Annotated in this window: 11 protein-coding genes; all 11 read right to left on the minus strand. The window is 61.4% G+C overall.

Annotation, left to right across the window (positions count from 1 at the left end):
* Nucleotides 1-37: 37 nt before the first annotated feature.
* Nucleotides 38-1,099: a class I SAM-dependent methyltransferase gene (locus AC13Q5_RS17050; protein WP_488502517.1), complete on the minus strand. Its 1,062-nt coding sequence runs from the start codon at nucleotides 1,097-1,099 to the stop codon at nucleotides 38-40.
* A 186-nt stretch (nucleotides 1,100-1,285) separates the two neighbouring features.
* Nucleotides 1,286-1,837: a glutathione peroxidase gene (locus tag AC13Q5_RS17055; RefSeq protein WP_075853931.1), complete on the minus strand. Its 552-nt coding sequence runs from the start codon at nucleotides 1,835-1,837 to the stop codon at nucleotides 1,286-1,288.
* 80 nt (nucleotides 1,838-1,917) lie between these two features.
* Nucleotides 1,918-3,768, minus strand: a complete 1,851-nt coding sequence (locus AC13Q5_RS17060; RefSeq protein ID WP_488502518.1) for an ABC transporter ATP-binding protein — start codon at nucleotides 3,766-3,768, stop codon at nucleotides 1,918-1,920.
* A 50-nt stretch (nucleotides 3,769-3,818) separates the two neighbouring features.
* Nucleotides 3,819-4,577, minus strand: coding sequence for a DUF1028 domain-containing protein (locus AC13Q5_RS17065; RefSeq protein WP_488502519.1), 759 nt, complete (start codon nucleotides 4,575-4,577; stop codon nucleotides 3,819-3,821).
* A gap of 5 nt (nucleotides 4,578-4,582) precedes the next feature.
* Nucleotides 4,583-6,370 (minus strand): gamma-glutamyltransferase family protein, encoded by a 1,788-nt coding sequence (locus AC13Q5_RS17070; protein ID WP_488502520.1) that lies wholly within the window; start codon nucleotides 6,368-6,370, stop codon nucleotides 4,583-4,585.
* 22 nt (nucleotides 6,371-6,392) lie between these two features.
* A complete protein-coding gene (locus AC13Q5_RS17075) occupies nucleotides 6,393-7,271 on the minus strand; it encodes an ABC transporter permease (RefSeq protein WP_075853935.1) in 879 nt (292 codons plus the stop codon).
* Nucleotides 7,268-8,215: an ABC transporter permease gene (locus AC13Q5_RS17080; RefSeq protein ID WP_457879516.1), complete on the minus strand. Its 948-nt coding sequence runs from the start codon at nucleotides 8,213-8,215 to the stop codon at nucleotides 7,268-7,270. Before AC13Q5_RS17080 ends, AC13Q5_RS17075 begins: the two co-directional genes overlap by 4 nt.
* 70 nt (nucleotides 8,216-8,285) lie before the next feature.
* Nucleotides 8,286-9,794 (minus strand): ABC transporter substrate-binding protein, encoded by a 1,509-nt coding sequence (locus AC13Q5_RS17085; RefSeq protein ID WP_488502521.1) that lies wholly within the window; start codon nucleotides 9,792-9,794, stop codon nucleotides 8,286-8,288.
* An 84-nt stretch (nucleotides 9,795-9,878) separates the two neighbouring features.
* Complete coding sequence (locus AC13Q5_RS17090; protein WP_488502522.1) at nucleotides 9,879-10,616, minus strand: FadR/GntR family transcriptional regulator; 738 nt, start codon at nucleotides 10,614-10,616, stop codon at nucleotides 9,879-9,881.
* Nucleotides 10,617-10,806: 190 nt separating this feature from the next.
* Nucleotides 10,807-12,249 (minus strand): M81 family metallopeptidase, encoded by a 1,443-nt coding sequence (locus tag AC13Q5_RS17095; RefSeq protein ID WP_488502523.1) that lies wholly within the window; start codon nucleotides 12,247-12,249, stop codon nucleotides 10,807-10,809.
* A 7-nt stretch (nucleotides 12,250-12,256) separates the two neighbouring features.
* Entirely contained in the window at nucleotides 12,257-13,390 is a 1,134-nt protein-coding gene (locus AC13Q5_RS17100; RefSeq protein WP_488502524.1) for an ROK family transcriptional regulator, read from the minus strand.
* Between the last annotated feature and the right edge of the window lie 39 nt (nucleotides 13,391-13,429).

Below are 13,429 nucleotides of genomic sequence, written 5' to 3' on the forward strand. Positions count from 1 at the left end.
TACGTGCCGCGCGCTAGCCGAAGCCGCGGCACGATTTTCATGCCCTGACTTCAAAGATCATGTTGAACGGCGTTTCGGTCGCCTTGCGGAAATGCGAATAGCCCGCATCCATGGCAACCTTGCGCAGTTTCAGCTCACCCGCCTGTGCGCCCAGACCCAGTCCCACCTCCTGCGATAGCGAGGCCGGTGTGCAGATCATCGTTGAAGCGCCGTAGTAGACGCGACCGATCGGGTTGAGGTTATCCTTCAGGCAATCATGTGCGAAAGGCTCGACGATCATCCAGGTGCCGTCATCGGCGAGGGTTTCCTTGATATGTTTGCCGGCACCGACGGGATCGCCCATGTCGTGCAGGCAATCGAACATTGCCACGAGATCGTAGTCGGCAGCCGGGAAATCCTTGGCAGTCGCCTGCTCGAACGTGATACGGCCCGCAACGCCTGCTTCCCTTGCAGCCGCCTTCGCTCGTTCGATGGACGGGAGATGGTAGTCGAAGCCGAAGAAGGTCGAGTTCGGATACGCCTCTGCCATCAGGATGGTCGAGGCGCCATGGCCACAGCCGACATCGGCGACGATAGCTCCGGCCTCGAGTTTTTCCTTCATGCCGTCGAGCGCTGGTATCCATTCCGAAATGAGATGGCTGTTGTAGCCCGTTCGGAAAAAACGTTCCGTACCGCGAAACAGGCAGGCGCTGTGCTCATGCCAGCCAAGGCCGCTGCCGGTCTTGAAGGCGTTGACCACCTTCGGCTCGTCGACCCACATGGATTGAACGACATCGAAAGCGCCCGCGAAGAAGGCAGGGCTGTTTTCCTCGGCAAACACCATTGCCTGTTCCGGTGTCAGGTAGAAGCGTTCGGTGTTGTCGTCGTAGCTGACATAGTCGGCGGCTGCCTGAGCGGACAGCCATTCGCGCACATAGCGCTCCTTGACGCCGACCTTGTCGGCTAGTTCCGCCGAGGTCATCGGCGTTCCATCGGCCATGGCCCTGAACAGGCCCAAATGATCTCCGAGCGTTACCAGCACACCTGAGACCGCCGCGCCGAGATCGCCGACCAGGCGCCCGACAAGGGTATCGAGTTTTTGCATATCAGGTTCGCGCATGACATCCTCCCATCAGAATTGATGCAGCGTTCCATTGCGATGTATTCGGATGGGGAAGGATACTCCTGGGCCGGATGGCAGGCAATTACGCCATCCGGCTGAACAAGCTCAGCCATGCCCTGAAAACAGGCGCAACCTATTGATGTGATGTGTTATTTTTGCAGGTTCGCAAGGTGCTGGGGCGCCTCAGCCGGCACGTGCCAGCTCCTCTTCCAGAACCGAGAGGAGGCGCGGATCGTCGGCCGTTACATCGGGAGCAAAGCGAGCGGCTACTTTGCCGTCGCGGCCGATGAGGAATTTTTCGAAATTCCAGACGATGCCGCCATCCTGTCCGGTTTCGAGGCCGTGCTTTGCCAGGCGCTCGCGCATTGGCCCGTCGCCTGTCGTCTCGACGCCTGAGGCGATGAGATTGTTATAGAGCGGATGGCGCTCTTCACCTGTAACCGCGATCTTGGAGAACATCGGGAACTGGACGTCGTAGGTCAGGGTGCAGAAATCCAGGATCTCCTTGTCGCTGCCCGGCTCCTGGCCCTTGAAGTCGTTGGCCGGGAAGCCGGCGATGACAAGACCTTCGTCGCGCTTCGTTTCGTAAAGCTTTTCCAGCCCTTCGTACTGCACCGTCAGGCCGCATTTGGACGCAACGTTGACGACCATGATGACCTTGCCGCGATAGTCGGCAAGCGTCGTATCGCTGCCATCGATCCTCTTTACCGGAATATCGAGCACATTATCGGTCATATCATTCAACTCCAGATGAGATGGAAAACAGGATGCCGATATTTGCCCGGATTTCGGCGGCGTCAAGGCCGGAAGTCGCCTCAAGCGGCCTCTTCCATTCGAACTAGATGGCCCTGCGAGACTTCGCGGTAACGTCGCGCCGGTGGTTGATATCCGACCGGGCGCACCGGGCTCTTCAATTCGTCGACGGCAAGATTGCGCCGGATGCCGCGTCGCGAGGGGTCCGGTACCGGGACGGCTGCCATCAGCTTCTTGGTGTAGGGGTGCTGCGGATTTTCGAATACGGAGGCGCGCGGGCCGATTTCGACGATCTCGCCGAGATACATGACGGCGACGCGGTGGCTGACGCGCTCGACCACGGCCATGTCGTGCGAGATGAAGAGATAGGAGAGGTTGAGGCTCTGCTGCAGATCCATCAGCAGATTGCAGACCTGCGCCTTGATCGACACGTCGAGCGCCGAGACGCTTTCGTCGGCGACGATCACTTTCGGATCAAGCGCGAGCGCCCGGGCAATGCAGATGCGCTGGCGCTGGCCGCCTGAGAATTCGTGCGGATAGCGGCTCATCATATCGGCCTTCAGGCCAACGCGTTCCAGAAGATCGGCCGCCTTTTCCCGCGCTTCGGCGCGCGTGCCCAAGCGATGCTCGACGAAGGGTTCGGCAACGGCAGCGCCGATCGTCATGCGCGGATTGAGGCTGGCAAACGGATCCTGGAAAATCATCTGGATGCTGCGGCGCATGCGGCGCAGATCGAGCGTATTGAGCTTCATCACGTCATAGCCGTCGAGGCGAACCTCGCCGGATTTGGGGTTGATGAGGCGCATGATGGAGCGCCCGGTCGTCGACTTGCCGCAGCCGGATTCTCCGACCAACGACAGCGTTTCTCCCTGGGCGAGATCGAAGGAGACATTCTCGACGGCATGGATGGCGCCCGTCGGACGGGCGAGCAGGCCGCCTCGAAGATCGAAGCGGGTGACTAGGTTTTTCACTTCCAGCACCGGGGTCTTGCCGTGATCGACGGTGTCGGCGAGCGCCTTCGGTTCGCTGCGCTCGCCGGTGCTTGCGTCCACGACCGGGAAGCGCAGCGGTTGCGGCTGGTCTTTCATCGAGCCGAGGCGCGGCACGGCTGACAGCAGGGCGCGGGTATAGGGGTGCTGGCCGCGATGGAAGATATCGTCGGTCTTGCCGGTCTCGACCGCCTCGCCGCGATACATGACGATCGTGCGATCGGAGATTTCGGCGACGACGCCCATATCGTGGGTGATGAAGAGGACGGACATGCCTTCCTCTTCCTGCAGCACCTTGATGAGGTCGAGGATCTGCCCTTGGATCGTCACGTCGAGGGCGGTTGTCGGCTCGTCGGCGATCAGCAGTTTCGGGCGGCTGGCAAGCGCCATGGCGATCATCACGCGCTGGCGCATGCCGCCTGAAAACTGGTGCGGATATTCGTCGAAGCGCGAGGACGCATTGGGGATACGCACCTTTTCCAGCAGGCGGATCGTTTCCGCCTTCGCCGCGGCCTTGGAAATATTGCCGTGGCAGGTCAGCGCCTCGGAAATCTGCCGGCCGATGGTGAAGATCGGATTGAGAGAAGTCATCGGCTCCTGGAAGATCATCGCGACATCCTTGCCGCGCACCTTGCGCATCTCTGCCTCCGGCAATGCCAGGAGATCGCGGCCGTTGAGCTTCACGGAGCCCTCGATGCGGCTGCTGGCCCTGGCAAGCAGCCGCATGATCGAGAGCGAGGTCACGCTCTTGCCGGAACCACTTTCGCCGACGATCGCGACCGTTTCGCCCGGCATGACGTCGAAGGAGATATCCTTGACAACCGTGCGCCACTCGCCATCGACGAGAAACGATGTGGTGAGATTGGAGACAGAAAGAACAGGCTGGGTGCCCGGATTGGTCATCTGCGCTGCAACGGTCGGCATGAAGTTCCCTTTTATGATTTTACCATTGGTCGAGCTTCAATCGAAGTTGTTCACGATGGAGCTGCCATTGTGGCATGGGAAGCCGAAGGCCTGCCCTCGGCAATCCTCCTGGCCTCAAGAGCGGCGATTGTCTGGTCGATCTCCCGCCGGTCGGTCATGCCGCTGGGGTTCTGTCGCGTCGGCATGGTCTCGGCAACATGGAGGTAACGTTCCTGTGCAACCGCATAGAGCCGTTCGAGTTCGGCGAGCGGATCGGCACTGTCGTCGACGCGAATGTTCAGCCAGGCATAATCCTGGTCGCGGTGGATGACGAGTGCTGCCGATTGCTTGCCACGTTTGTCGCCCCCGGCGTCTTCGCCGGCGCGCATCGCTTCGAGCAGCCGTTCCGCGAGTGGTTTGCCGGCAGTCTTTTTGAAGGTCGCAAGCGTTTCGGAAATTACCTGCGGCCCGGCCAGCATATTGCCGGCAACAGACACATTGTCGTCGACCAGATGGCCTGCCCAATCGATACACTTGGCGCCGGTAAAGGCGGCGTTGTTGCCTTTGCTGTCGATGAGGTGGGACTGCCGTTGCTCGCGGCCTTCGTCGCGAGCGCTCAGCGCCTCAACGATTTCGCCAGGCGCATGGCCCGCTGCCAGCATGGCCAGTCCGTCGATGCCGTAGAGCGGGCTGGCAAAGGCCTGCGTCGCAACCGCGCCGATGCCGCCGCGAATATGCGGCACGATGCTGCCGACGGCAAAGAAGCGTGTGGCGACGGCGATGGCAAGATGTCCGGTTTCCGGCTCTCGGGCAACGATCGACCAGGTCATCGGCTCTATCTCCCAATGGCGTAGGCTTGCATCAAACGCGGAGTTGCTGCGGCGCGCAAGAGGCCATCGGTGTCATGCCGCGCTGCGGTGAGGCGGCCCACGGTCCATTCCGGCGCGACGGTCAGCTTGTGGCCTTTCTTGCGGAGCGTATCGAGGACATCAGCGCTGAAATTCGCCTCTGCCGTCAGGCCGCCCGGTTCGCGGGTGCGTGGATAGAAGGAGCTCGGAAAATGCGTGCTGTGGAACAGCGGCTTGTCGATCGCTTCCTGCAGATTCAGCCCGTGATGGACATAGCGCAGGAAGAAGGCGAGCTGCCACTGCTCCTGCTGATCGCCTCCCGGCGTGCCGAAGGCAAGCGTCGGGCGTCCCTCGTGCAGCGCCAAGGTCGGCGTCAGCGTCGTGCGCGGTCGCTTGCCCGGCGCGAGCGAGGAGGGCAGGCCCGGCTGCAGCCAGAACATCTGGGCGCGAGAGTTGAGGCAGAAGCCGAGACCGGGAATGATCGGGGAAGATTGCAGCCAGCCGCCCGATGGCGTCACTGACACCATGTTGCCTTCGCGGTCGATGACGTCGATATGTACGGTGTCGCCGCGCTTCTCCGTCAGATGAGACATCGTCGGCTCGTAGACCGGACCGCTCTTGGCTTCGGGCGCCTCGAGCATCTTCATGGTGAGATCGTACTGGGCTTCGAAGCCGGGCAGCTTGCCGGGCCGCAAGGCAAGCGAAGCCTCTGGCGCAATCAGTCGGCGCCGCTCCTCGGCATAGGCATCCGACAGCAGGGTTTCCAGCGGTACGCGCGTAAAATTCGGGTCGCCGTAATAGACCTCGCGGTCGGCAAAGGCGAGCTTCATGGCTTCGGTGACAGTATGGACGAAGTCGGCGCCTGTGGGGTCCATGCCGGCCAGATCGAAGCCCTTGAGCAGCGACAGCGTCTGCAGGAAGACAGGACCTTGACCCCAGGGACCGATCTTGGCGACCGTCCAGCCGTGATAATCATAGGTCAGCGGCTCCTCGATGGTGGCGCGCCAGTTGGCCATATCGTCGGCCGTCAGCACGCCCTTGTGGCGCTTGCCGCTCGCATCCATGACCTCGGTCTTGCTGACATAGCTGTCGATCGCTTCCGCGACGAAGCCGCGGTAATAGGCATCGCGCGCCGCCTCGATCTGCGCTTCGCGATTGCTCTTGCTCTCCGCCTCGGCGACGATACGCTTCCAGGTTTCGGCAAGAACCGGGTTCTTGAAATTGGACCAGGGTTCGGGCGCGGCACCGCCCGGAAGCCATGTCTCGTAGGATGTCGGCCATTCCTTGCGATAGAATTCGGCAAGCCCGGCAATGGTGGCGGAAACGCGCGGCAGGACGGGATGGCCTTTTTCGGCATAGTGGATCGCCGGTTCGAGGACGTCGCGGACCGTCAGCCGGCCATAGTCGCGCAGCATCAGCATCCAGCCATCGAAGGCTCCAGGGATAACGGTCGCAAGCAGGCCATCACCGGGGATCAGCTTCAATCCCTCGCGCGTGTAATGCTCTATCGTTGCGCCTGCCGGTGCCGGTGCCTGGGCACAGATGACCTCGACTTTGTCCTTCTTCTTCGAATAGAGGATCGCCGGCATGTCGCCGCCCGGCCCGCAGAGATGCGGCTCGACGATCTGCAGCACGAAGCCGGTGGCAACGGCAGCGTCGAAGGCATTGCCGCCTTTTTCGAGAATGCTCATGCCGACGGCGGACGCAATCCAGTGCGTCGAGGTAACGACGCCGAAGGTGCCGAGGATTTCAGGGCGGGTGGTGAATGCGGTCATTGGGGGCATCCTTTCAGTTTATTCATGCTTCGCGCGGGTCGAGCGCATCGCGCAGGCCGTCGCCGAGGAGATTGAAGCCGATCACGACGAGAAAAATGGCGGCACCCGGCCACATGGCCATCCAGGGCGCCTGTTCGAGATAATTCTTGGCGACGTTGAGCATCGAACCCCAGCTCGGGGCAGGCGGCTGCTGGCCGAGGCCAAGGAAGGAGAGGCTCGCTTCCGCGATGATCGCGGTTGCGATGGTGAGCGTTGCCTGCACGAGGATCGGAGCGAATACGTTCGGCAGGATATAACGGGTGATGATACTGAAATGGCGCAAGCCGATCGATCGGGCGCCCTCGACATAATCCTCCGTCTTGACCGCCAGCACCTGGCCGCGCGTCAGCCGCACGAAAACGGGCGTTGCCGATAATCCGATCGCAATCATCGCATTGGTCAGGCTGGGGCCGAGGAAGGCGGCAAGCGCAATGGCGGTGATGAGGAAGGGCATCGCCAGAAAGGCTTCGGTGATGCGCGAGATGATTTGATCGATCCAGCCGCCATAGTAACCCGAGATCAGACCCAAGGGCACACCGATGGCGACCGCGATGGCGACGGAGAAGATGCCAGCCATCAGGGACGCCCGTGCGCCCCAGATCATGCGAGAGAGAATGTCGCGGCCGAGATCGTCGGAGCCGAGCCAATGAGCGGCTGATGGCGCCTTGCGGATCGCCGACCAACTGGTGGCGACCGGATCCGGGATCGGTAGCAGCGGTGCGACCACCGCAAGCGCGGTAAAGAAGAGAATGATCGCCAGTCCAACCAGCGCGCCCTTGTTGGCTCGCAGCTTGCGCCAGGCGCGGTTGGGAGCACGTTTGGCAGAAGGGGCGGTCGTGGCCGCTTGGACGATCGTGCTCATAGGGCCGCCCTCATGCGCGGATTGAGGAGGACGTAGAGAATATCGGCGATGAGGTTCATTGCGATAAAGCCGATGGCAGTGCAGAGAACCACGCCCTGGACGACGGCATAATCCCGGTTGAAGACCGCATCGACGATCAGCTTGCCGAAGCCGGGGATGGTGAAGATTTGTTCGGTCAGTACGGCGCCTGCCAGCAGTTCTCCGAACAGCAGGGCGCTGACGGTGACGACGGGTAGAATGGCGTTGCGGAAGCTGTGCTGAAGGACGACGGCGGTTTCCGGCAGGCCCTTCGCACGGGCTGTCCGGATATAGTCAGCGCTGAGCACGCTCAGCATCGAGGAGCGGGTGTGGCGCATCAACGTCGCCGCCAGTGCATTGCCGAGCACGAAGGACGGCATCAGCATCGTCTGGATCGAGCGCCACGGATCTTGGAAGAAGGGTTGATAACCGGAAGCAGGAAGCCAGTGCAGCTTCACCGAGACCAGCAGGATCAGCATGATGCCGAGCCAGAAGTTCGGCACCGACAGCCCGCACAGGGCGACGATATTGGCGAGGAAGTCGATGAAGGTGTTCTTCTTCACCGCCGCCAATATGCCCATGGGAATACCGATCGCGAAAGCGAAGATCATCGACATGACGGCAAGCTGGATCGTTACCGGCAGCTTTTCGGCAACGAGCGTCAGGACCGGTTGATTGGTGCGCAGCGAGACGCCGAGATCGCCCCTGGCGACACCCTGCAGCCAATAACCATATTGGTAGATGACCGGATCGTTCAGCCGATATTTCTCGCGAAGCAGCTCCAGCACCTGCGGATCGCGCTCTTCGCCGGCCATGGCGAGCACCGGATCGCCAGGCAGCAGCTTCTGTAGCGAGAAGACGAAGATCGAAATGATCAGCAGCGTCGGGATGGCGACGAGCAGCCTCTTTCCGATATAGCTATACATGGGCAGATCCTTGCCGCGATGTCGAATGTGAAAGCGCCATGCGGGAAGGAGCCCGCATGGCTTTGGTCGTTCAGCTGCCCTTCTTCACGCCCACGAGGCGGATCATGCCGTCCGGGGAGGGCACGAAGCCGGATACCTTCTTGTTGTAGGCCCAGATCCATGCCTGATGCCCGAGGAAGATGATCGGCAGGTCCTGGTTCAGGATTGCCTCGGCCGCATCGTATTTCTGCTTGCGCACGGCGTTATCCTGCGACTGGCGCGCCTCCAGCAGCAGCTTGTCGACCTCCGGATTGCTGTATTTGGAATCGTTGAGGCCGGCGCCTGTCGTGACGAACTGCTGAATGTTGCCGTCGGGGTCGGAGCGGCCGGACCAGTCGGAGCGGCTGAGCTGGTAGTTGCCGCTCGATTGTGCGTCGAGCAAGGTCGCAAATTCGGTTGTCTTCAGCGTCACGTCGAAGCCGGCTTCGGCGACCATCGACTGGATGATCTGCATCATCTGCATCGAGACGGGATTGTTGGCGACGGCGAGCTCGACCGGGATGCGGTCGAAACCGGCTTCCTTGACCAGCGCCTTTGCCTTGTCGACGTCGCGGGCAGGTACCGGAACATCCTTGTCGAACCAGGGGCTGTTCGGCGCAAATGGCTGATTGCCAGCAAGACCCGTGCCGTCGAAGACGATCTGCATGGCAGCTTCGCGGTCGATCGCCAGCGAGAAGGCTTGGCGCAGGCGCTTGTCCTTGCCCATCGGATTGTCGGCGCGCGCGCCGTTGCCGACATTCGCATAGACACCGAGCCAGCCGGTGCCGATCGCGTCGGCATAGACGAGATTGGGATCGCCCTTGACCGTGGCGACATCAGAGGCGGCCACGCGCTCGATCATGTCGAGATCGCCGGAACGCAGGTTAGCGAGGCGCACCGTCGTGTCGGGGATCGGCAGGTAGGTCACCTTGTCGATGAAGATATTGTCCTTGTTCCAGTAGTCCTGGAATTTCTCGAGCACGATGCGGTCCTGCTGCACGCGTTCGACGAATTTGAACGGGCCGGAGCAGACGGGATGATCGCCGAATTTGGCGCCCGTGGCCTTGGCGGCCGTCGGTGACACCATCATGCCGGAACGGTCGGAGAGCTGGGCAAGCAGCGTGACGTCGGGCGCCTTCAAGGTGAAGGTGACTTCGTACTCGCCTGTCGCATCGACCTTGGCGACGGAGGAAAGTTCGCTCTTGCGGCGCGACTCCGGCAATGTCTGATAGCGCTGGATATTGTCGACGACGGCTTGCGCGTTAAATGGCGTCTCATCCTGGAATTTCACGCCCTGGCGCAGCTCCATGACGAGCTGCTTGCCATCATCGGACCATTTCCAGGAGGTGGCAAGCTGCGGTACGAATTTCAGGTCCGGCGTCACGTCGACAAGCTTGTCGCAGAGCGCGGTATAGACGATGCGGCCGACAAAGGTGCGAGACTGAGCAGGGTCGAGCGCGTCGGCATCGTCCTGCAGGCCGATCTTGAGCTCGGCGGCTAGGGACGGCAGCGCGATCAGGGCGCCGGCGGCAAGCGATGCCATGAATTTGGCAATCTTCATTTCGTTCTCCTGTTTATAGTTTTCGTTTTGCAGTCTTGGCCGGTTTCCTCTCCAGCCATGGTCTGGTGTGGGCGAGACTTTTGGTCAGCCCACCTCCTCGGTCAGCGGCTCCTCCGCTTGCCGCGCATCCAGCGAAGTGATGCGGATCAGGCTTTCCTGAAGCATCAGAAGATGTTCGCGCATGGCCTCAGCCGCCTTCATCGGGTTGCGCGCCGCAATGGCGTCGATGATTGCCCGATGCTGTGCATAGGAGACCGGGCGCGTCCTGTTGATGCTGCGGGCCAATTCGCGAATGGTTTGCCAGGCTTCGTCCTGGCGGACATGATTGATCACGTCGAAAATGGTCAGGAAGAACTGATTGCCGGTGCTTTGCGCGATCAACCGATGCAAGGCGCCATCCCAGAGTTCGCGGCTGTCGGCATCGTCGCTCGCGGTGATCTTCTTGGCCAGCTCATACATGCGGTCGATGTCGTCAGGCTTGGCGCGCATGGCGGCGAGCTGGGCGAGTTGCGGCTCGATGCGCAGCCGGACCTCCATCACTTCCATGAGGTCGGTGCCGGCGACAAGCGTGCTGACATGCTGGCTCCAGTCGTCCGGTCGTTGTCCGACATAGGTTCCCGAGCCCTGCCGCCGCCAGACGCGGCCTTCCGCTTCCAGCACCTCTAACGCCCGCCGGATCGCACGCCGGCTGACGCCGAGCGTTTCCGAAAGAGCCCGCTCCGTCGGCAGCTTTCCATCGGTCGGCAGATCGGCGGAATTCAAGAGCCCTCGGAGCCTTTCCAGGGCATGCACCGAATTTTCCGGAAGGCTGCTGGTTGCCATGACGAAGGGTGAACCAATTTCAGATTGGTTCAATAGAAATTCAACTCGATCACATCGTCAAGCGCTTTTGTGTGCAATTTTTGCAATGCGCAATTTTTGTGCTCAATGCGAAAAGGCGACCCGCAAAAACGGGTCGCCTTTTCAGACGGTGGGATGATGGCGTCCGCCCTTACGGCTCTCGGGCGGAGCCTTATCGACTGATAGCGCGCGCCGAAATGGCTGTCTCGGGCGTGAAGTCGAAATCCTTGTCGAAGGGGTAGGTCGGCTTCGTCTTGCGCAGGCGCGGCAGGCGCTCGACGAATTGGTCGACGACGCCGGGCGACAGTGCCATCAGGTTCGGATTGGCGATGGGTGCCAGTTCCGGAGAAAGATAGCCCGATTTGACGACGATGATCTTTGCCTTGTGCGGATCAAGGCCGAGGCGGGTAAAATCGGCGATGTTGTGGTAGGGACGGCGCTTGGCTGAAAGGACGAGGTCGATGCCGCCGATGGAGACGACGGCCTGCATGTCGCTCGCTTCTTTAGTCTCCAGCAGGTGCTTGACGGTGAAGTTGCCTTTTACCGGTTTGCTTCCCTTGGTGTCGAGCGACGCGCCGACGGAGACATCGAGGGTGGCACCGAGGCCGGCGGCATAGCAGGCTTCCGTCGCGGCCTTGTCGGCGATGCCGGCAAAGATGACGCCTTGTGCGCCCTTGGCAATCAGTTCGGCCAACACATCGGCGCGGTCACCGACGCCACCGCCCGTCGGATTGTCGCCGGACTCAGCCAGAACAACGGGCGCGGTCGTGCTGACGATTGCCTTGGCGACGCATTCCTCGATCGAGCCGGTCTCGCAGCCGAAAACGAAATGCTGGCGCGCATCCCAATAGGCCTGTGCCAGGCGTTTGGCTTCCCGCTCAAGCACGGCGCGGTCCGTGCCGGTCATGATGGCGGCCGCCGTGGCGCGGGGCTCATCGGCCCAGACATAGCCGACCATCAAAGACGCATCCCAGACGCCGTCGATGGCATCCATTCCGGGCAACATGTCGTAGAGGCTCTTGGCAGGCTCATCGACCGTACTGGTGCGCTCGCCCGGCAGCACGACCGGGATCGGCGCCCATAGGAGGATCGGCTTCACGCCGGTCTTCAGGCTTTCCGTCAGCATCTTGACCGCGCGGCGCATGGTCTCCTCGACATCGATATGCGGGGCGGTGCGATAGGTCGAGTACATGTCGAGCGCATCGATGATGCGCTGGGTGACATTGCCATGCAGGTCGTAACTTGCCGAGACCATGCAATCGTCACCGACGACGGCGCGGGCGGCGCTGATCCAGTCGCCTTCGGCATCTTCCATGCCCTCGACATACATGGCGCCATGCATGGCGAGATAGAGCCCGTCGAGTGGCAGCAAGGCCTTCAGCCCTTCGAGGAACTCTGCCTTGAAGGCCTCGTAGGTATGGCGCGCGACGGGGCCGCCGGCGATTGCTCTGGCATGGATGGTCGGCAGGAATTCGCCGTCATAATCCCTCAGGAAGGCGAAATAGGGCGAGGCGGTCAGCTCTGCGCCGCGCAGGACGCGAAAGTCCTTCTCTTCGTTCAGGACGGGATTGTAGGTGCTGCATTCGATATGAATGCCTCCGACGGCGATGCGCATGGGAACCTCAATAGGGGTTGGGACCAATCAGAAAATTATGAGCGGCAATGCTGGCAGCGCCCCGCGCCCAGACATCACCATCGACGCGCTGCGTGCGGATCGGCGTCTGGCCGGCATAGCGCGGCAATACGTTTGCCTCGACAGCTTGCTGCATGACTGTGCCGAAAAGGCCATCGAAACGCCCTTCGACGTGCGTAATCAGGATCAGGCCGGGATCGTTGAACTGGATGAGGTGCGCGATCGCCAGCCCAAGAGCACTGCCGGCGCGATGCAGGACGCGGATCGCTGCGGCGTTGCCGAGCGATGCCTCCGTCTCCAGTTCGTCGAGGGATTGGCAACTGAGGCCCTCGGCTTTGGCCGTTTCCTTGATTGCCTTCAGCGAGGCTATGGTATCGAGACATCCGCGCTTGCCGCAGCGGCAGGGCGAACCATTGGGCTCGATCGTACAGTGGGCAATCTCGCCGGCGCCGCCATGATTGCCGCGATAGAGCTTGCCGCCGATAAAATGGGCGCAACCGATGCCGTCGTCGAAGGACACTACGCTGAAATTCTGTACGTCACGGGCGTTGCCGAACAGCTTCTCGCTGACCGCGACCGCCTTGGCGTCGTTTTCTATGAAGGTGGCGATGCCGGTCTTCTGCCTGATGATGCCGGCAAGCGGCACGTCCTGCCAGCCAAGCAGGGTGGATTTGACACAGCTTGCCTGTTTTTCGTCGACGAAGCCGGAAAGAGCGATGCCGAGGCCTGAGAGCTTGCGACGGGCATCTTTGCATTCGGCAAGCAATTTCGGCAGCGTGTCGGCGATCATTTCGGCAATGACATCAGGATCGCGCGATAGCGGCATGGTCTGGCGAGCGACGATATTGCCATTGAAGTCGCTGAGCACCAGCGGTGCCGGGTCTTCCAGCAGCGAAATTCCACCGAAGAAGGCACCTTCCGGATGCAGGTCCAGCAGGATCGACGGGCGGCCCTGTCCGTAGATCGTTTCCGTCTCCCGCAATACGCCGCGGGAAATCAGATCACGGGCAATCCCGCTCATCGCAGCCTTGCTCAGCCCCATTGAGGCCGCCAGGACCGTGCGGCTGGAAGGGCCTGATTGGCTGATGACCCGCAAAAGCTGCTGCTGAGAGGATGTTAGCAATTCGACGTTCCGTCTGGATCCTTGCTCGTTTCGCCAACA

The sequence above is a fragment of the Martinezella sp. CNPSo 3964 genome (genome assembly GCF_057784375.1).

Excerpts from the sequence above, each read along its gene's own strand:
- AC13Q5_RS17085 (WP_488502521.1), bottom strand. The coding sequence starts at position 9,794 with ATGAAGATTGCCAAATTCATGGCATCGCTTGCCGCCGGCGCCCTGATC.
- AC13Q5_RS17065 (WP_488502519.1), bottom strand. The coding sequence starts at position 4,577 with ATGACCTGGTCGATCGTTGCCCGAGAGCCGGAAACCGGACATCTTGCC.
- AC13Q5_RS17050 (WP_488502517.1), bottom strand. The coding sequence starts at position 1,099 with ATGCGCGAACCTGATATGCAAAAACTCGATACCCTTGTCGGGCGCCTG.
- AC13Q5_RS17090 (WP_488502522.1), bottom strand. The coding sequence starts at position 10,616 with ATGGCAACCAGCAGCCTTCCGGAAAATTCGGTGCATGCCCTGGAAAGG.
- AC13Q5_RS17055 (WP_075853931.1), bottom strand. The coding sequence starts at position 1,837 with ATGACCGATAATGTGCTCGATATTCCGGTAAAGAGGATCGATGGCAGC.
- AC13Q5_RS17095 (WP_488502523.1), bottom strand. The coding sequence starts at position 12,249 with ATGCGCATCGCCGTCGGAGGCATTCATATCGAATGCAGCACCTACAAT.
- AC13Q5_RS17075 (WP_075853935.1), bottom strand. The coding sequence starts at position 7,271 with ATGAGCACGATCGTCCAAGCGGCCACGACCGCCCCTTCTGCCAAACGT.
- AC13Q5_RS17070 (WP_488502520.1), bottom strand. The coding sequence starts at position 6,370 with ATGACCGCATTCACCACCCGCCCTGAAATCCTCGGCACCTTCGGCGTC.
- AC13Q5_RS17060 (WP_488502518.1), bottom strand. The coding sequence starts at position 3,768 with ATGCCGACCGTTGCAGCGCAGATGACCAATCCGGGCACCCAGCCTGTT.
- AC13Q5_RS17080 (WP_457879516.1), bottom strand. The coding sequence starts at position 8,215 with ATGTATAGCTATATCGGAAAGAGGCTGCTCGTCGCCATCCCGACGCTG.